We start from the raw sequence: 19,824 nt of genomic DNA on the forward strand, positions 1-19,824 counted from the left end.
GAGAGACGGGATTACCGGAATATATATGAATGGTAACTCGCTCCCCATCCATAGTTCCAGGGTGAATAAGTCGACTGCCGGAAAGATTGACATAGATCTTACAGGCGGTTCGCTGAAACCGGGAACGCACCAATTTCTAATCAAAGCCGATTGGTATGAAGATGTTGGAGTAGCAATCATTATAGAATCTTGATTATAATAAGCATAGTTGTAATGATAGAGATACTTATTTCACTGGAGTTGTTCCAACTTGAAAAAAAGAGGTCGGCAAATCGGTGCGGATGGAGAAAAAAGCAGAGAACTGCTTTTGAAGATCGCAGCAAAACAATTTTCATTATTAGGATTCCATGATACGAAAATCAGCGCAATCGTAAAAGAAGCCAATGTCACACAGCCTACATTTTATCTGTATTTCAAAAGCAAAGATGCAATTTTTCAAGAATTGATCGATTTGTTCAAAGTTGAATTGTTTACTAGAGTTGCACAAAGCAGACTCCCTTCCGGAATTGATAGGTCAGGCCTGCTGCAACGAATCACCCGTAATATTGCTTTGGTGTTTCAGATATTTCAAGAAAATGAACATGTTGCCCGGATCGGTTTTTTTCTCTCGGCGGATGCTATTAAAATAAAGGAACAAATGGCGAAGCGGATTGAAGAAAATCTTGCCGTAGAGGTGGAAAATGGTTACTTTGATTCTACTATCGATATTAACCTTGTTGCCACGGCAATCGTGGGTGTTATTGAACACCTTACATTAACAAAATTATGGGCGGGCTTAAAGACGCCGGAAGAGCTCTCCAAAGAAGTAACCAGACTCTTCTTGTACGGATTAATAAGGGAGAACAAGATTAACGGAAATGAACCGGACCCTGTTCTTGAATAATCGGATGCAAAAGACGCAAAGGAGTAGGATTCCTTTGCGTCTTTATTATTGCTTTGGACTGTACAGGTACTTTTAAGCTTCTTATAAAAGTTACTTCTTTACCAGCGAGACACAGCACTCCACATGACTGGTCTGCGGAAACATATCGACCGGCTGCACCCATTCAACCTCGTAGCCGCCGTCCGTTAATACTTTGCAGTCCTTGGCCAGCGTGGAAGGGTTGCAAGACACGTAGACGAACCTCTTCGGCTTCGTGCGGAGCACCGCTTCAAGGAAGCGTGGGTCCAGACCGGTGCGCGGCGGATCGGCGACGATGACGTCCGGGGCGTAGCCGGCCTTTGCCCAGCGCGGAAGCAGCTCTTCCGCCTGGCCCTGGTAGAAGGTCGTATTCGTGCGCCCGTTGCGCGCAGCATTCTCCTTCGCATCCTCCACGGCCTCGGGGATGGACTCGATCCCGCGGATCTCGCGTGCATAAGGGGCGAGCCACAGGCCGATCGTTCCTGTACCGCAGTAGGCGTCGACCACCGTCTCCCGGCCGGTCAGCTTGGCGGCGGCGCGCACCGATTCGTAAAGCTTCACCGTCTGGATCGGATTAAGCTGGAAGAAAGCGCGCGGTGACAAGGTGAAATCCAGGTCGCCGAGCGACTCCTGGATACTGTCCTCGCCCCACAGGATGAACGTCTTATTGCCGAACACGAGCGACGTGTTCTTCGGATTGACGTTCATCGCAATGCTTGTCAGCTCGGGCATCGCGAGCCTGAGCTCCTTGACAAGCTGCTCGCGATGCGGCAGCTTGTCGCTTGATGTGACCAGCGTCACCTGCAGCTGACCGGACTGGAATCCCCAGCGGACGACGATGGTCCGCACCAGTCCCTGGTTGCTCTTCTCCCGGTACACCGGGATTTGGAGCCGCTGCAGGACATTCCTTGTCCGGTCCACCGCTTCGTTGACCTTAGGATGCTGGATCGGGCAGCCCGTAATATCGATGAGCCGGTGCGAATCCATGGCGTACAATCCGGCGATCATGCCTTCCTGCTGCATGCCCAATTGGAGCTGGGCCTTGTTGCGGTAGTCCCAAGGATGATCCATGCCGAGAATCGGCTTCATCCGGAGATCCTGAAACCCGGCATACCGGGAGAAGGCTTCGCGGACAATATCCTCTTTGGCAGCCATTTGTCCTTCATAGGAGAGATGCTGAATCTGGCATCCGCCGCAGATTCCGAATACCGGACAAGGGGCGTCAACCCGATGGGGGGAACGCTTCTCGATGTGCGTGATTTTGGCGGTGATATATTTTGGCTCCGCACGGATAACCTCGGCCTTGATGACTTCGTCCGGCAAAGCTCCCTGGATGAATACTGCTTTGCGGCGGTAGTAGCCTACCCCTTCGCCGTTAATGCCAAGCCGCTTGATCGTTACGACGATTATATCGCCGGCCCGAAGCTCCTCCGCCGTTTGCCGGTTGGAGATCCGGGAATTGGGCTTGGAATGATATGACTTTTCGTTCTTGGATTTTTTCATACTATGATAAATTCTCCATTTTGTTAGTTTTGTCCGACTTAACTATACCACGCAAACCGGACGAGCACCATGATTCCTGCGCCCGGACTGGCCGTCAGACGGATGTCAGCATCATCTCAGCCACAGAAATATAAGGAGCAGCACAAGCGCACCGGACAGATTAATCCATCCGAAGAGTGAAGAATACGTCGCTTCCTTATTCTTGTGTTCGGTTTTGTAAATCCTGCGGTCCACTGTCAGCAACAACATTCCCGACAAAAAGAACATGATGCCGTCGAACCCGATAACCCGAATCATGGATGTTCCCCCCTAATTTTTTAATCCGACGCGGCGTATTTTCATATGAAGCCGAACCTCGACAGGAATGTCGGAATAGATTTTCTCCCAATCCCGTTTTTCGTGGACATGTTGATTCCAGTAAGCCGATTGACGTGCACGGACGATTTCCCCGATGCCGAGAATATCCGAATGTTTGGTCTGGGTATCCCGGATCAGCTTATTAACGATTTTAATGCCATCTTCGGCGAAGATTTTCTCAACAAGATCAAGCTTGTCGGGCGAATCAATCTCCGAAGCCGACCCGAAATGTTCCGAGATCATACCTTCCAATTTAATATTCAGATAAGCTTTGGGAATTCCGTTTTGGATTTCAACCTTCATGTTCGTATGCCGCTCCTGGGTTTTTACCATTACGAAGCCCATCTCCGGGACTTTGACCAAAACGGAGTACCCGCCGGGGTCCATTCCTTTGGCCGCCATGAATCCGCCGATTTCGATAGGGCTGGTTGTTCCGACTAGCCGGCCTTCGCTGAAATAAGCCATTCCCTTGATCAATATATTTTCTTTGCCGCGGATTGAAATGTAGGGGAGATAGCCGTCTTGTCCCCATTTGGATTCCGCAGTCCAAAATACACCCAAATAATCCAAAGGGAATTTGCCGGTCTTCACGGACTTCTCAACCATAGACAGCAGGTAAAGGGTAGGAACGCGCTCCAGAGGCGGGGCAACGTCCATGATTTTTGAGGCTTCCACATCGGATACGAGGAGCCAGGTCCGGCGTCGGACTTCGGGATTGCGCCGGAGATAATCGTTAAGATCATCGAGTCCCTGTTTTGCGATCGCTTCGCTGATGACGATAACGCGTAAATGGATCAAATATCTGGGGTCTGCGATTTGCTGCTGCAAATTGTTCAGTGCATCGTCCAGACTGTGTCCGACCACTTGAACGACCCAAACTGAATTTTGGGTGCCTTCCCCGCTGGTAGCGCTGCTCGGGCCGAGCGGAACCCGGCCGGGAACGGCAATTTGCGCAGTAATGCGGATCATCTTGTTCGGCAGCTCCCCCTTTTCATGGGTCACATTGGTTTCCTTTTCCATGATTTCGGGTGGAGCCTCGTCGATCGCCAACCCGAGAACCAGCGCCCTGTCTTCGATCTCCAGACTGTCCCAGCATCCCGTCAAGAGGACTCCACAGCAAACGAAAAGCAGGCTAAACAGTCCTGTTTTGACAATATTATTCATGGGTCACGCCTCCTTTTCGGCGAAGGAGTGAAATGATAAGCAGCAGAAGAGGATAACAGGTCAGAAATAGTAAACCGCTAAATTCCAAGCTCTGGACGATATTTCGCTCCCGGAATACGTCTTGCGGCAGCAGGGAAATTCCCAGCAAGACAGGTAGCAAAAACGAAGAGGTAAGGCGCTGATCGGCAAATCGAAACAATTTGCTGAACGCAAAAGAAGCCAGGTAGTAGCTGGAATATAGCGTGGTGTACACGGTAACGAACCAGATGATGATAAATATGGCGTCAAATCGTTCCAGCACCCCTCCTCCTAGGGAAATGGAACGGGACAGTTCAAGCGTGGGATAGAGCAACAGCTTAGTCTCTTCGGAACCATAGATGCCGAGGACCGAGAATACCATGAGAATATAGAGTCCGCCGCTGATGAATATCCCGTAAGTCCCCGATTTCAGGGCGGATTCGGGCTTTTTCATATAAGGAATTAGGATGGTGACGATAAAAGACCCAAGAAACAAGGAAGCCGCTTGAAAGAGGCCGGGGTTAAACTTCATCGGGGCATTACCGAGCAACGGCTGCAGACTCAGTAAATCGATTCTTTGCAAAGAAATCAGCATGAGCAGCAGGTACGGAAAAAAGATAAAAGGAAAGTAGAAGATATGGATAAAACTGAACTTGACGATGTCGCGCCGGCAGGAAAATGCGGTCGTCAATAAAATCAGGATGATGCTTACCTCTATCGGTGTTTTACGGAAGACAACGGTTGAGAGGACATCTCCGAATTGACGGGAAGAGAGGGCGGATGAAACTGCAAAGAAGAGGAACAGGAGCAGGTTTGCCGCTTTGGCAGGCCATCTTCCGATGATCAATTGACCGTATTCAAAAATGCTCTGCCCTTTGAAGCGAAGCCCTAATAAAATGATCAGCCACAGCGGGACCAGTGCGGCCGCGATACCGCACAAAGTCATTAGCGGGGCGCCGCTCCCCGCGGCTTCGGCCATCGACCTGGGAAAGCTAAGCACGCCTACCCCGAATGTTGTACTAGCGACGACGATTGCGGTTTGGGTCGTTGAGATTTTCTGGTTCCTGTTCATTGGAATTCCCCTTTGACTGGAATATGCCATCGATGTAGGACTGTGTCTTCCCGTAAGGCGCCCGGGTGGCATCGATCGGGTGAAGATGGGAGGGCCGCCGGTTCATCCACCATAACGGTGCTCTGAACAGTGTGTCGGTTAGCCGCTCTCTCATGCCGGTAATCAGAGATAAGAGATACGGCCTTCCGAATGATTCCAGGTAGAGTAAATGATTTATGATAAAAACGGCACCGATCATGACGCCGTATAAGCCGAATAGCCCCGCCAAAAAGATCAGTGGAAAGCGGAGCATCCGGAGGGCGATAGCTACGTTATAAGCTGGCGTGGCGAACGAGCCGATCGTGGTCAGCGCAACGATTACGACAGTGATGGGGCTGGCGAGACCGGCAGATACGGCGGCTTGGCCGACGACGAGTACGCCGACGATAGACAAAGCCCCGCCGATCATCTGCGGAAGGCGAATCGTTGCTTCACGCAAAATCTCCATGGAAACTTCCATAATAAACACTTCAAGGACGGCCGGAAAAGGAACGCCGGCCCGGCCGCCCGATATCGCCACGGCAAAATCGGTGGGCAATAGCTCGGGGTTGTACGAAATTACGGAAACGTACAGTGAAGGAAAGAACAAGGAAAACAACAGGGCGATCAGCCTTATGAACCGGACGAGGCTTCCGATGATGAATCGTTCGGAGTAGTCGTCGATGGTCTGGAAGAATTGATCGAGCAGGGCCGGAATGATCAAAGCGAAGGAGGATCCGTCAACCATAATGACGACGCGGCCTTCCAGCAAGGCGGCGACGGTTTTATCGGGCCGCTCCGTATTCTGGATTTGCGGAAACGGCGAAATCGGCTGATCCTCGATAAACTGCTCGATGTAACCGGCATCGATGATCCCGTCGAAATTGATTTTGGAAATCCGAAGCATCACCTCCGACACGAGCTCCGGATCCGTGATGCCTTGAATATAACAGACGGCCACACGGGATTGGGTTCGCTGCCCGACCGGCCCGGTTTCGATCTTGAGGTCCGGAGTTTGCAGCCGGTACCGGATCAGCGCCAGGTTAGTGTCGAGCAGTTCGATGAATCCCTCGCGTGCGCCGCGGATTACTTGTTCGGTCTGGGGCTGTTCGATGCCCCGTTTTTCAATCTGGCGCATGGCAAAGGCTATCGACTGTTCGCATTGGTCCAGAAGCAGCACCACGTAGCCGGAAGAGACCAAATCGAAGAGCCGGGATATTTCGGAGCATTTTTGGCCATCGCTGATATAGATCGTTTCATTCCAGAGCCGGTCGAGCAGATGCTCCCTTAATGGCTCTTCATCATCTTTAACTTCGGGTTCCTGCCATTGCATAAGCGGCTTTAGTACGTTCTCCCGAATGCCGTTCTGGTCGGTCATCGAGGACAGGAAAACAAGAGCCGCCTTGAATCGGTTAGCAATGAGAAAATTACGCACGCTAAGGTCGCCATTGACGCCGATCGCTTGTTCAATCTTGGCCAGATTATCGTCAAGCGAGGGGCTCAAAGGAAGGGAGAAGCCCCGACTAGCGGCGGCTTCCCCGGAACCGGAAGAGCTCTTCTCTTGATCTTTATAAGCCCGATAGGTCTCGCTCCACTTTTTCACGGCGTATTCCTCCAATAAAATAAGGACCCTCTCTTAAGGGGTTAAAGTATATAATAGTAAGTGTGGATAAGAGGCGGGCACTTTATGTACCCGGTGTGCAATTTGGCTGTATTAAACCGCAAAAGTTGCCCATTGTTTCAGGGCCCGGTACAATAAATTGCAACACTTGAGAGTTTAGAATATCTATAAGATATAAGGAGTTTAGTTCAATGAATGCTCAAACCACCCGTCTGGAACAAGCGCAGCAGCTGCTGCAAAAATATTACGGGTATCCCGATTTCCGTGAAGGACAGCGAAAAATCGTCGCCAGCATGCTGGATGGAGCCGATACGCTTGGCATTATGCCCACAGGCGGAGGCAAGTCGATTTGTTACCAGATCCCGGCGCTGCTGCAGCCCGGGCTGACGCTGGTCGTCTCCCCGTTGATCTCGTTGATGAAAGACCAGGTGGATGCGCTCATCGCAATGGGGATTCCGGCCGCTTATATTAACAGCACCTTGTCCGGTAAAGAGGTGAACGACCGCATCCGCGCCGCTAAGCGAGGCGATTTGAAGCTGCTCTATGTCGCGCCGGAACGGCTGGAACTGGATTGGTTCCGTGAAGAGATGAGCGGGCTTGAAATTTCCTGTGTGGCCGTCGATGAGGCCCACTGCGTCTCGCAGTGGGGACATGATTTCCGGACGAGCTATCTCGCCGTCTCACCCTTTGTGAACGGACTGCCGCGCCGCCCGATTCTGGCGGCCTTTACGGCGACCGCGACGCCGGAAGTCAAAGAGGATATGATCCGCCTGCTCCGGCTAAACGATCCGTCCGTTTTTGTAACCGGCCTGGGCCGGGATAATCTGGCCATGTCGGTGCTGCGGGGCGAAAACAAGCGTGAATTCATTATGAATTACGCGGAAACGCACGGGCATCAACCCGGCATCATCTATGCCGCGACCCGAAAAGAGGTCGACGATCTGTACGGACGTTTACGGGAAAACGGCATACCGGCAGGGCGCTATCATGCCGGCATGTCCGACCGTGAACGGGAGGAGAGCCAGGAAGCGTTCCTCTATGACGATATCCGGGTGATGGTTGCGACCAACGCTTTCGGAATGGGGATCGATAAATCGAATGTGCGTTACGTGATCCATTTCAACATGCCCAAAAATATGGAGGCATATGTTCAGGAAGCGGGCCGGGCCGGGCGGGACGGCGAACCGAGCGAGTGCATTCTGCTGTTCAGCCCGCAGGACATCATGACGCAAAAATTCCTGATCGAGCAGAACCCTCAGGATGAAGACCGCAAGCGCAATGAGTACCGGAAGCTTCAGCAGATGATAGAGTACTGCTATTCCACGAGTTGCCTGCGCTGGGGAATGCTCGATTATTTTGGCGAAGCCCATAACCGGGAAGCCTGCGGCATTTGCAGCTCCTGCCGGGACGAGCGTGAACTTGTCGACATGACCGTGGATGCACAGATCGTATTCTCGTGCATTCACCGGATGAGGGAGCGCTTCGGCGTTTCCCTGGTGTCTTCGGTGCTTAAGGGCTCCCAGAACAAAAAGGTGCTCCAATACGGCTTTGACGGCCTGCCGACTTACGGCATGATGCGCCGCAGAACCGAGAAGGAAATCTCCGAGCTGATCAACGTGTTTATCGCGGAAGGATATCTTGCCCTGTCCGAAGGGCAATATCCGGTTGTCCGCCTGCAGCCGTTGGCGGGAGATGTTCTGCGAGGCCAGCATCAGGTCATGATGCGTGCGCCGGAGCCGGCCGCAGCCAATGCGGCATCCCGCACAAGAGGTTCCCGCCGGCGGGGCGCCGCTTACGACGATGGTCCTTCAGCGGTTAATGAAACGGTATTCGAGCAATTGCGGCTGATCCGGCGTGATTTGGCCGAGAAGGACCGGGTTCCCTCGTACATTATTTTCAACGATGCGACCTTGCGCGAAATGAGCATGATCTGCCCGACAAGCGAGGCCGAAATGCTGCGGATTAAAGGTGTTGGGGAAGTCAAATACCGCAAATACGGCTTGCCGTTCCTCGAGTTTTTTCAAAATATGGAATAGGGTTGTGAACGATGAAAGTTATTTTAGCTACATTAAACGCGAAATATATCCACACTTCACTGGCGATTCGACTGCTCAAAGCCTATAGCGGCGGTGAGTTCGATATCGATTTGGCAGAGTATACGATCAAGGATCCGGTGTTGAACATCGTATCCGATTTATATATGAAGCGGCCGGACGTGATCGGCTTTTCCTGTTATATCTGGAACATCGAAGAGACGATCAAGGTTATCGATATGCTGAAAAAGGTGCTGCCCGATACGGCGATCGTGTTGGGCGGGCCCGAGGTTTCCTATGACACGGCATATTGGATGGAGCGGGTGAAAAGTATTGATTATATCGTGATGGGCGACGGTGAAGAGACGTTCCATCACCTGCTGCAGGAGCTGTCAGGAGAACGCAAATTCCATTATGTATTCGGTGCGGCTTACCGGAAAGACGGAGAAGTTAGGGTTAATCCGGCCCGTCCGAAATCCGATCTAGACACATTGCCGTCGCCGCACCGGTTTCCGGAAGATATTCCGGATCTGGGCAAACGGATCGTCTACTTTGAGACAAGCCGGGGCTGTCCGTTCAATTGCCAGTTCTGCCTGTCCAGCATTGAGGTGGGCGTGCGTTATTACGATATTGAACGGGTAAAATCAGATATTCTGTATCTGATCGAACACGGTGCCAAAACGATCAAATTTCTGGATCGGACCTTCAACATCAACCGCAGCTACGCTATGGAAATGTTCGAGTTCCTGATCAACAATCACGGCGGCTGCGTATTCCAGTTTGAAATCACGGCCGATATCATGCGGCCCGAGGTATTGGATTACTTGGCGGAGAACGCTCCGCCGGGCATCTTCCGGTTCGAAATTGGGGTCCAGTCGACAAACGATAACACCAATGAACTCGTTAAGCGACGTCAAAACTTTACCAAGCTGACGAGGACCGTCATGAAAATCAAGAACAGCGGAAAAATTGATCAGCATCTCGACCTGATCGCCGGGCTGCCCGAGGAGGATTACGCTTCCTTCCGTAAAACATTCAACGACGTATTTGCCATGCGTCCTGAGGAATTGCAGCTCGGGTTCCTGAAAATGCTGCGCGGTACGGGGCTTAGGAATGACGCCGCCAAGTACAATTACACTTATATGGATCATGCCCCTTATGAAATTCTGGGCAACGATATTATGCCTTTCTCCGATATCGTCCGGCTGAAGCGTTTGGAGGATGTGCTGGAGAAATATTGGAACGACCACCGGATGGACAATACGATGGAGTATTTGATTACCCGGGAGTTCGAATCGCCATTCGATTTCTTTCAGGAATTGGGAGATTTCTGGGAAGGACAGGGATGGCAGCGAATCGGCCATCAGCTGGAGGATTTGTTTACCCGGCTCTATGAGTTTCTGGAATGGCGCGGTATGAAGCAGCCGGAGATCGTGCTCGGTCTGATGAAGCTGGACTATTTCCTGGGTCACAAGTACAAGCCACGCAAAATCTGGTGGGAAGACCGGATCGACAAACCGCGGCGGACCGCTTATTTCAAGGCTTTAACCGAGCGTCCGGCCGAAGTGTCTCCGGCGTTTGCCGCGCTTGATCTCGGCGAGCGGGAATTGCAAAAATGCGCTGTTCTGGACGAGCTTCCTTTTTCGCTTACGGATGTATTGGAAGGCAAAACGGACTTCGAAGAACGACAGGAAGGCACGCTGTTAGTTGTGTTGTACCAGCAGGATGATGCCGGTCATCAGAAGCCGGTCTACTATACGATGCCGGTTACTTCGGCTCTAGCGTAAGGAGAATAGTTTCTCTATTTTGCCGTCGTCTGATCCTGTTACATCATTCAGGTTAAAGCGGGGAATGGCTTAATATCAGGCGCAACCGGCGCAGGCATAAGCCTATGTATTGGAATGGCCCAGTCAATCGACTGGGTTTGGAATAGAATAGGGTGTACTCTAAACCAAAGGAGGAATCCCTGTGAGTGGTGTAGTTGGTGGAAACGTTGGATGCGGCGGTGGAGGTTACCCAGGCGGTATTTTTACTTCAACAGGTGCCATTCTGGTACTGTTCATTTTGCTCGTGATCATCTCCAGAGCATTCGTATTGTAAGATAAATTTCTGATTTCCCGCTTAGCCTTCGGGCTTGGCGGGACTTTCTATTTATGGAAACATAAAATTTCTCCTTGATGTGGGTAATTTTTCCTTAGATGTCCCCGGAATAATGACAGGGTACTGAATTCCATAGTAATATATTAGATGTAACGAAAATGTCATACGTTGTAAATAAATCAATATACAACAATGTCGGGAGAGGATTGAAGATGTCGGATCAGGAACAACAGCGGACCCAGTCGTCGAACGATCAAATCGATGTCGCGGAATTGCTGAACGCTTTAATGGCTATGAAAAAAGGGAATTTCTCTTTCCGCTTGCCCTACGACCGGACGGGCATCTCAGGCAAAGTGGCAGACACGTTTAATGAAATTATGGACATGCAGGAAAGCCTGGTGGGAGAAATCCGCACTGTGGCCGAAGTGGTGGGCAAGGAAGGCAAGCTTACCCGCAGATTTAATCATAAAAATACCGGCGGATCTTGGGAGCTTGTCGTTGAATCGCTCAATGGACTTGTCAGCGATTTAGTGCAGCCTACCGCCGAAGTTGCCCGTGTAATCAATGCGGTTGCACAGGGGGACTTGACGCAGAAGGTAGAGGTTGAATTCGAAGGAAGGCCTCTGACCGGGGAATACTTAAGAACCGCGAATAACATTAATATGATGGTCAACCAGCTTAGCACCTTTGCATCCGAAGTGACCAGGGTTGCCCGGGAAGTGGGTACCGAAGGCAAACTCGGCGGTCAAGCCGATGTTAAGGGCGTATCCGGGACTTGGAAGGACCTGACGGACAGCGTAAACAATATGGCTGCGAACTTGACCAACCAGGTGCGGAATATCGCCGCTGTGACGACGGCGGTCGCGACCGGCGATTTAACGAAACAAATTACCGTTAATGCGAAGGGCGAAATTCTGGAGTTGAAAGACACCATTAACACGATGGTCGACCAGTTATCGATGTTTGCCTCGGAAGTAACCCGGGTGGCCCGCGAGGTCGGCACCGAAGGCAAGCTGGGCGGTCAGGCTGATGTGAAAGGTGTATCGGGCACCTGGAAGGATTTGACGGACAGCGTTAATGATATGGCTTCCAATTTGACCGATCAGGTGCGGAATATCGCCGTCGTCACGACCGCGGTCGCGAACGGGGATCTATCGAAGAAGATCACTGCAAACGTGCAGGGCGAAATTCTCGAGCTTAAAAATACAATTAATACGATGGTGGATCAATTGTCGACCTTTGCGTCCGAGGTAACGCGGATGGCGAGAGAGGTCGGTACGGAAGGCATTCTCGGCGGACAGGCCGAGGTTACCGGTGTGGCCGGTACATGGCGCGATTTGACGGAGAGCGTAAACTACATGGCGTCCAACCTGACGAATCAGGTCCGAAATATTGCGGAGGTTACGACCGCGGTAGCCAAAGGGGATTTGTCCAAGCATATTACGGTAAATGCGAAGGGCGAAATTCTGGAGCTGAAGAATACGATCAACATCATGGTGGATCAATTGTCCATCTTTGCGTCCGAGGTTACGCGGGTGGCCCGCGAGGTAGGTACGCTGGGGATGCTCGGCGGACAAGCCCAGGTTCGCGGCGTGGCAGGTACATGGCGCGATTTGACGGAGAGCGTAAACTACATGGCGTCCAACTTGACGAACCAGGTCCGAAATATTGCCGTTGTTACAACCGCCGTTGCGAACGGGGATCTCTCCAAGAAAATTACTGCGGATGTGCAGGGCGAAATTCTGGAGCTCAAAAATACGATCAACACGATGGTCGATCAGCTGTCTACCTTTGCATCCGAGGTTACGCGGGTGGCGCTGGAAGTCGGTACCGAAGGTAAACTCGGCGGACAAGCCGAGGTGAAAGGCGTCGGAGGTACCTGGAAGGATTTGACCGAGGGCGTGAATAACATGGCCCGAAATCTGACCGATCAGGTTCGCGGTATCGCCGAAGTAACGACTGCGGTAGCCAAAGGGGATTTGTCCAAAAAAATCACCGTAGATGCCAAAGGCGAAATCCTGGAACTGAAAAATACGATGAATACGATGGTGGACCAGCTAAGCCTGTTCGCGTCCGAGGTGACGCGCGTTGCGCGCGAGGTCGGCACGGAAGGAAAGCTGGGCGCTCAGGCGGATGTGAAGGACGTATCCGGTACTTGGAAAGACCTTACCGATACGGTAAATACGATGACCAGCAATCTGACGATTCAGATGCGCAATATCGCCGGCGTTACAACGGCGGTCGCCAACGGGGATCTATCGAAGCAGATCACCGTCGATGTAAAGGGCGAACTGCTTGAACTCAAGAATACGATCAATACGATGGTGGATCAGCTTAATTCGTTTGCGTCCGAGGTTACGCGCGTTGCGCGGGAGGTCGGCACCGACGGCAAGCTTGGCGGCCAGGCTCAAGTTCGCGGAGTCGGCGGCATCTGGAAGGATCTGACCGACAACGTTAATATTATGGCGGCCAACCTGACCGACCAGGTACGGGGCATCGCGAAGGTGGTCACGGCCGTCGCAAACGGGAACCTGAAGCAGAAGCTCACGGTGGAAGCTAAGGGTGAGATTGCGGAACTGACCGATACGATTAACAATATGATCGACACGCTCGCTACTTTTGCGGATCAAGTAACTACAGTGGCCCGTGAAGTCGGCGCGGAAGGCAAGCTGGGCGGACAAGCCAATGTACCGGGAGCGGCCGGTACATGGCGCGATTTGACGTACAACGTAAACTACATGGCCAGTACGCTTACCTCTCAGGTTCGTGCGATCACGACTGTCGCTACCGCCGTAACCAAAGGGGATTTGTCGCGAAGCATTGATGTGGCGGCAGCGGGTGAAGTTGCCGAACTGAAGGATAACGTAAACGAGATGATCCGCAACCTGAAGGAAACGACCCGGATTAATACGGAGCAGGATTGGCTGAAGACGAATCTGGCCAAATTCTCCAGATTGCTGCAGGGTCAACGGGATTTGTATGCCGTATGCCGCATGATTCTGTCCGAACTTGCTCCTCTGGTTTCGATGCAGCACGGAGTTATGTATATCAACGAGCCGGTGAACGGCGAAGCTACATTAGTGTTATTCGCCAGCTATGCTTATCAGCAGCGGAAGCATTTATCGAATCAGTTCCGGACCGGGGAAGGCCTCGTAGGCCAGTGTCTGATCGAGAAGCAGCGAATCCTGCTGACCAATGTTCCCGAAGATTATGTCATGATTTCCTCCGGCCTCGGCGAATCGGCACCGCTTAATATCGTGCTGCTGCCGATTATTTTTGAAGATCAGGTGCTCGCTGTACTGGAGCTTGCTTCGTTCCGTCGCTTCACCGATATCGATCTCGATTTCCTTGATCAGTTGACGGAATCGATCGGGATCGTAATCAATACGATGCAGGCCAACCGCCGGACGGAGGAGCTGCTGATGCAGTCCCAGTCCCTGACGGAAGAACTGCAAAACCAGCAGATGGAGTTGCAGGAAACGAATGAAGAGCTGGAGGAAAAGGCGAAACTGCTCGTTCTTCAAAAAGCGGAAGTGGAGAGCAAAAACAACGAAGTCGAAATTGCCAGAAGGATCCTTGAGGAAAAAGCGGAACAGCTCGCTCTTACCTCGCGTTACAAATCCGAATTTTTGGCCAATATGTCGCATGAACTTCGGACTCCGCTGAACTCGCTGCTGCTACTTGCCGAGCAACTCTCCGAGAATCCCGATCAGAATCTGACGGACCATCAGGTGAAATTCGCGGAGACGATTCAGGATGCAGGGATAGAGCTGCTTGAACTGATCAATGACATTCTCGATTTGTCCAAAATCGAGTCCGGTACAGTAACCGCCGATTATAACGAATTCAAGATGAAGGATATCACCGAAGGGCTTGAACGAACCTTCGGCCTTATGGCCGATGACAAGAAGCTGGACTTCTTGATCAAGCTGGATCCAAGCCTTCCGGATAAAATGGTAACGGATCCGAAAAGGTTGCAGCAGGTTCTGAAAAACCTGTTGTCCAATGCCTTCAAGTTTACGGAAGAAGGACAGGTCGTCCTTCATATCCATAAGGCCGTTGATGGCTGGAGTGCCGGCAACGAGCGACTCAACCGGGCCAAAGAAGTGGTTTGCTTCTCGGTTAGCGATACGGGTATCGGAATTCCCATTGAAAAGCAGGGGATCATATTTGAAGCTTTCCAACAGGCCGACGGAAGCACGAGCCGGGAATACGGAGGCACGGGCCTGGGACTTGCTATCTCGCGCGAGATTGCGACTTTGTTAGGCGGAGAAATTACCTTGTACAGCGTGGTGAATAAAGGCAGCGTCTTTAATCTGTACCTGCCCTTGTATACCGATGTTCCCGGTCATGAGCCGGAGGAAGAATCGGGCCAGGAGACGCCGGTTCAGCCGCCGAAATACGTACCGGAAGTCATCGATGTAACTCCTCGCGAATCCAAACGGGGAAGCACGCCGAGGGAAGAGAAGGTCATCCAGGACGACCGGGATTCCATCGAGCCGGGGGACAGTGTATTTTTGATCGTGGAAGACGATGTTAAATTCAACGTGATTTTGCTTGATATTTTGCATAAAAAAGGAATCAAGGTGATCATTACGACCCGGGGCAACGGGGCATTGGAGCTTGCTCAGAAATACCGTCCGGATGCCATTACCCTTGATCTACGTCTAAAGGATATGGACGGCTGGCTGGTTATCGACCAGTTGAAGAATGATCTGAGTGTCCGGCATATTCCGATTTGCGTTATCACGGTGGAAGAGGACGAAATTCCGCTGCGTCAGAAAGGCGTGTATGAGTATTTAGGGAAGCCTGTAACCAATGAAGAGCTGGAGTCGAAACTGGATCAACTGAAACAGTTCTCGGCACGGGAGAAGCATCGTCTGCTTATCGTCATGAGCGACAACGACCGCCGCGATGAATCGGTGCAGCTTCTTGCCAACAACGATTTGGAGATCATTACTGCAGATACAGGCCGCAAAGCTTTGAATCAACTCAAAAATCACAGCTTTGACGTCATTCTGATCGACAATGATTTGAGCAATACGGACGTGCTTGGCCTGGTTCATGAAATTCATAAGAATATGCAAAATAAATCCGTTCCGATTATTCTGAACCGCAATCGGAAGTGGACTCAGGAGCAAGAGAGTCAGCTTGAGGATCTTATGAAATCGTCCGTGATCAAAGAAGTCAAAACGCCGATTCAAATGATGGACGAATCCAGCTTATTCTTGCACCGCAAGGCTGAGAACCTGCCGGCTGAGTCGCGGGAGAAGCTGGTGAAACTGCATGAATCCGACGAGATGATCACGTCCAAGCAGGTGCTCGTCGTAGATGATGATATTCGGAATATTTTTGCACTGACAACGATTCTGGAACGTCATAACATGAAGGTAATCCCTGCGGAGAACGGGCAGGAGGCGATCCAGATTCTGGAGCAAACGCCATCCATTGAAATCGTACTGATGGATATTATGATGCCGATTATGGACGGGTACGAAACGACCCGGGCGATCCGTCAGAAGCCGGAGTTTCAAAATCTGCCGATTATCGCATTAACGGCTAAAGCGATGAGCGGGGACCGTGAGGCTTGTCTGGAGGCGGGAGCTTCCGATTATATTACGAAGCCTGTGAACAGCGCACAGCTGCTTTCCTTGATCCGGAGCTGGCTTGACCATCCGATCGAAGGGGAACCTGAAGCGGATAATAAGTAGAAGTTAAAAGGGACCGCCCAAGCCAGATGGCTTTGGAGCGGTCCCTTTTCGTTATAATATTTTTGAGGGAGGCAGTTTAACCCGTATGCCGGATCAGCCAATCCGCGGTATCGCGGCTCACCTCATCCCGGTTGCTTTCGTTGAGCATTTCATGCCTTCCTCCCGGGTACAGCCGGACTTCAACATTCTGAAGCCCTAACTGTTCATAGAGAGCAACAAGTCTGCGGACGCCTTTTCCTTGAAGGCCTACGGGGTCCTGTTCGCCCCCGAAAATATAAACCGGCTTATCCTTTGGAATTTTGGCCATCCGGTCAGGACGGTGGATTTCACGCAGCAGGCCGAATAGCCCGTCGAAAAATCCGGCGCTGCAAACAAAACCGCAGAGCGGATTTTCTATGTATTTATCCACTTCCCGTTCATCCCTGGACAGCCAGTCGAATGGCGTGCGCATCGGCATGAAATTTTTGTTGAAGCTGCCGAAGGACAAAGCGTTCATGAGCAGGCTGGGATGATCAGGACCCTGAAGCTTTGACTGCAAAATCGCCAGGTTTTGGCCGAAGGAAAGGAGACCTCTCGGACCGTTGGTTCCGGTCAGAATAAACCCCTTGTATCTATCCGGTCCGGTATACATCGTTTTCTGCGTCAAAAAAGATCCCATGCTGTGTCCCAGCAGAAAAAGAGGAAGGCTGGCATGCCTTTCTAGAATAATTTCGCCCAGAGCAATCATATCGCGGACCATGCCGTTCAGGCCGTCTTTGCCGGGCCAGCCAAGCTCATCCGGCCCGGCGGCGGTTCGACCATGACCCCTGTGGTCATTGGCGTAAACCACGAAGCCGTCGCTCGTCAAAACCTCCGCAAACCGTTTATATCGCTCGGCCGTCTCGCTCATGCCGTGGGCGATTTGCAGCACTCCCCGCAGAGGGAGCGACGGGTCGGAGGGAGACCATTCATAGACAAACACCTCGTGCCCGGCATCATTTTCAAATTTGAAAGTTTGTTCCCGCATGCTCCAGCACTTCCTTCTTGGATATTTGGAAATCTCTTTCGCGTTAAGCCAAATGCGCCGGCTCGAAAAACTCGATCACTTCTCCGTCCGGTCCGTTAAAAAAGAAGAACCGGTTCCCGTTCGGTAAGGAACGGATTTCGGGATCAAGGCCCGATAGACCGAGCTTCGCGATCCGCTCATACTCATATTGTATGCCGCTGGCCGTAAATGCTATATGGTGTACTTTACCCTCACGCGGCAGATCTTCACCATCGCGGATATAAACCAGTTCAAGTTCTACGGATTCCTGACCCGGGAAGGTCAAGAAGGCCAGGCGGAGCGGCTCGTCAACCTCCCCTACGGTGTATAGATGCTTAAGTCCGATCACCCGGACATAAAATTCAATGGAATCTTCAAGCGCTGTTACGCGGATGCCCACATGCTCCATCTTTTTAACTGGCATCGTTATCCCCTTCTTTACTTTGTTTTTTTTCGACTGCAATGAGATATGGCGACGCCGGCTTCTGCGGCTGCCGGTATAACATGGCTTGTCCTGCCGATTGCGGAAGTGCTGCCGCCCAGGCTTCCACAGCCGCCGCTTCCTCGTCGCCTCCGGGGTGGCCCGGATACAGAACAACGGTGAGCAGGCCGCGCGGCTTCAGAAGCCTTACAGCTGCGTTAAGCGCCTTTAAGGTGCTTTCCGTATGCGTAATTACTGCAGGGTCTGCCCCCTGTGCGGGTAAATACCCTAGGTTGAACATGACTGCGCCTAGCTTGCCCCGGACTTCCGGTGGCAGTGCCGTTTCCATGTCCGCATGGCTGCTCTCCAGCAGCGTCACGGGTGAGAGCGGGGCGCTTGCTTCCTTATCCAGTCTGGCTTGCGTCAATGCAAGAGCCTCGGCCTGGATGTCAAAAGAGAATACGCTCCCGCGCGGACCGCAAGCTTTGGCAAGGAAGAGGGTATCGGCACCCGTGCCTGCCGTAGCGTCTACTGCACTATCGCCAGGCTGCAATCGCTCGCCTGCCAGTTTGTGGGCAAAGCTTAGTACAGAGAGAAAGCCCATTTGTTATCCCCTCCAATATTTACCTTGCCAGGTGTCTCGTTGTTTAAGCTCATCATCGATCGCGTTCAGCACTTCCCATTTCTTGAGACTCCACATGGGACCGATTAACAGGTCGCGGGGAGCATCGCCGGTTAGGCGGTGGACGATCATTTCGGGCGGCAGAAATTCCAGCGTGTCTACGATGAGCTTCACATATTCGTCCTTTTCCAGGAAGCGCAGGAGGCCGGCATCATACTGCTTGACCATCGGCGTTTTGCGCATCAGGTGAAGTAGATGAATCTTGATGCCTTGCACATCCATTTTAGCGACGGCCCGGCCGGTTTCCAGCATCATTTCGTGGCTTTCCTGGGGCAGTCCGTAAATAATATGGGTGCAGACGCGGATGTTCCGCTTGCGCAGCTTCTCTACGGCTTCCAGATAACATTGGGTGTCGTGAGCGCGATTTATTAATGTGGAGGTGGATTCATGGATGGTTTGAAGTCCCATTTCCACCCACAGATATGTGCGTTCATTAAGCTCGGCCAAATAGTCGACGACATCGTCGGGGAGACAGTCAGGCCGCGTTGCGATCGAGAGACCGACTACGCCTGGTTGCTCCAGAATGGCTTCATAATATTCACGCAGCTCTTCCACAGGCGCGTACGTATTCGTATAAGCCTGAAAATAACCGATATATTTGGCGTTGGGCCATTTCAGATGCTGTCTGTCCCGGATCGTGTTAAACTGCGTGACGAGATCGTCCCTGCGGCTTCCGGCAAAATCGCCGGAGCCTCGCGCACTGCAAAATGTGCATCCTCCTTTAGCGATCGAACCGTCCCGGTTCGGGCAGGTGAAGCCTGCGTCGAGCATCACTTTAAATACTTTTTCCCCGAACTGTTGCCGCATCTCTGTGTTCCAGGTATGAAATCGTTTGTCACCCCAAATAGCGGGTGTTTCTGATAGTGTTGTAGTCATCTTTACTCCCTTATCCTCGCTCTGCATGAGATTGTTATTAATTGTCACAAAATAAGTTTTTGTGTCGTATAAAGTGGTCCAAACCCTATGGTTAAGCGGGTTCACATGATTCATTGTATCAAAAATCAAGTAAAAAGGGGAATTTGCCTAGGGGTGTTTTCTTGCGATGAATTACAGATTATGTTATTTTAAGTGTAACTGACATACGTTTGGACCCCAATTCCAAAATATATCGAAAAAGGAATCTCGCGTACCGTCTCCCCGGCGGTGCGAAGTGATTCCTTTTTCATTTGTACATGAAAGAGTACTTTATCTCTTTACTT

The 19,824-nt window shown here is 51.6% G+C and carries 15 protein-coding genes; 6 read left to right on the forward strand and 9 right to left on the reverse strand.

What is annotated here, in order from left to right; genetic code table 11:
• On the forward strand, positions 1-193 hold a 193-nt coding region (locus KB559_RS11660; protein ID WP_211022012.1), incomplete at its 5' end, for a hemoblobin-interacting domain-containing protein.
• A 57-nt stretch (positions 194-250) separates the two neighbouring features.
• Positions 251-883 carry a TetR/AcrR family transcriptional regulator gene (locus KB559_RS11665; protein WP_211022014.1) on the forward strand — a complete coding sequence of 211 codons (633 nt, stop codon included), beginning with the start codon at positions 251-253 and terminating at the stop codon, positions 881-883.
• A 90-nt stretch (positions 884-973) separates the two neighbouring features.
• Here the strand turns inward: KB559_RS11665 and rlmD are convergent, their stop codons facing one another.
• The 5 genes from rlmD to KB559_RS11690 form a co-directional block, all read right to left on the reverse strand.
• A complete protein-coding gene (gene rlmD, locus KB559_RS11670) occupies positions 974-2,404 on the reverse strand; it encodes a 23S rRNA (uracil(1939)-C(5))-methyltransferase RlmD (RefSeq protein WP_211022016.1) in 1,431 nt (476 codons plus the stop codon).
• 111 nt (positions 2,405-2,515) lie between these two features.
• Entirely contained in the window at positions 2,516-2,701 is a 186-nt protein-coding gene (locus KB559_RS11675; protein ID WP_211022018.1) for a CLC_0170 family protein, read from the reverse strand.
• A 12-nt stretch (positions 2,702-2,713) separates the two neighbouring features.
• The gene (locus tag KB559_RS11680) at positions 2,714-3,925 is read right to left on the reverse strand and encodes a Ger(x)C family spore germination protein (protein WP_211022020.1); all 1,212 of its coding nucleotides are present in this window, start codon (positions 3,923-3,925) and stop codon (positions 2,714-2,716) included.
• The gene (locus KB559_RS11685; protein WP_211022022.1) at positions 3,918-5,015 is read right to left on the reverse strand and encodes a GerAB/ArcD/ProY family transporter; all 1,098 of its coding nucleotides are present in this window, start codon (positions 5,013-5,015) and stop codon (positions 3,918-3,920) included. Before KB559_RS11685 ends, KB559_RS11680 begins: the two co-directional genes overlap by 8 nt.
• A complete protein-coding gene (locus tag KB559_RS11690) occupies positions 4,963-6,636 on the reverse strand; it encodes a spore germination protein (protein ID WP_348772911.1) in 1,674 nt (557 codons plus the stop codon). Before KB559_RS11690 ends, KB559_RS11685 begins: the two co-directional genes overlap by 53 nt.
• A 209-nt stretch (positions 6,637-6,845) precedes the next feature.
• On the opposite strand from KB559_RS11690, the gene recQ reads away from it, so the two are divergent.
• The 4 genes from recQ to KB559_RS11705 all read left to right on the forward strand — a co-directional run bounded on the left by recQ (position 6,846) and on the right by KB559_RS11705 (position 16,498).
• Positions 6,846-8,690 (forward strand): DNA helicase RecQ, encoded by a 1,845-nt coding sequence (gene recQ / locus KB559_RS11695; protein ID WP_211022024.1) that lies wholly within the window; start codon positions 6,846-6,848, stop codon positions 8,688-8,690.
• An 11-nt stretch (positions 8,691-8,701) separates the two neighbouring features.
• Positions 8,702-10,474 carry a B12-binding domain-containing radical SAM protein gene (locus KB559_RS11700; protein ID WP_211022026.1) on the forward strand — a complete coding sequence of 591 codons (1,773 nt, stop codon included), beginning with the start codon at positions 8,702-8,704 and terminating at the stop codon, positions 10,472-10,474.
• A gap of 181 nt (positions 10,475-10,655) precedes the next feature.
• Complete coding sequence (locus tag KB559_RS25380) at positions 10,656-10,787, forward strand: hypothetical protein (protein ID WP_280520396.1); 132 nt, start codon at positions 10,656-10,658, stop codon at positions 10,785-10,787.
• A 212-nt stretch (positions 10,788-10,999) separates the two neighbouring features.
• Positions 11,000-16,498, forward strand: a complete 5,499-nt coding sequence (locus tag KB559_RS11705) for a HAMP domain-containing protein (RefSeq protein ID WP_211022028.1) — start codon at positions 11,000-11,002, stop codon at positions 16,496-16,498.
• Between the two features lie 76 nt (positions 16,499-16,574).
• Here KB559_RS11705 and KB559_RS11710 read toward each other — a convergent pair whose 3' ends face one another.
• The 4 genes from KB559_RS11710 to mnmL are packed head-to-tail and all read right to left on the reverse strand — an operon-like array spanning position 16,575 to position 19,501.
• Entirely contained in the window at positions 16,575-17,504 is a 930-nt protein-coding gene (locus KB559_RS11710; protein ID WP_211022030.1) for an alpha/beta fold hydrolase, read from the reverse strand.
• A gap of 43 nt (positions 17,505-17,547) precedes the next feature.
• Positions 17,548-17,946 (reverse strand): VOC family protein, encoded by a 399-nt coding sequence (locus tag KB559_RS11715; protein ID WP_211022032.1) that lies wholly within the window; start codon positions 17,944-17,946, stop codon positions 17,548-17,550.
• A complete protein-coding gene (gene mnmM / locus KB559_RS11720; protein WP_211022034.1) occupies positions 17,936-18,547 on the reverse strand; it encodes a tRNA 5-(aminomethyl)-2-thiouridylate-methyltransferase MnmM in 612 nt (203 codons plus the stop codon). Before mnmM ends, KB559_RS11715 begins: the two co-directional genes overlap by 11 nt.
• 3 nt (positions 18,548-18,550) lie before the next feature.
• Entirely contained in the window at positions 18,551-19,501 is a 951-nt protein-coding gene (mnmL, locus tag KB559_RS11725; protein WP_211022036.1) for a tRNA modification radical SAM protein MnmL/YtqA, read from the reverse strand.
• Positions 19,502-19,824: the final 323 nt, after the last annotated feature.

It is taken from the genome of Paenibacillus sp. Marseille-P2973, assembly GCF_018101095.1.
Lineage (GTDB): Bacteria > Bacillota > Bacilli > Paenibacillales > Paenibacillaceae > Fontibacillus > Fontibacillus vini.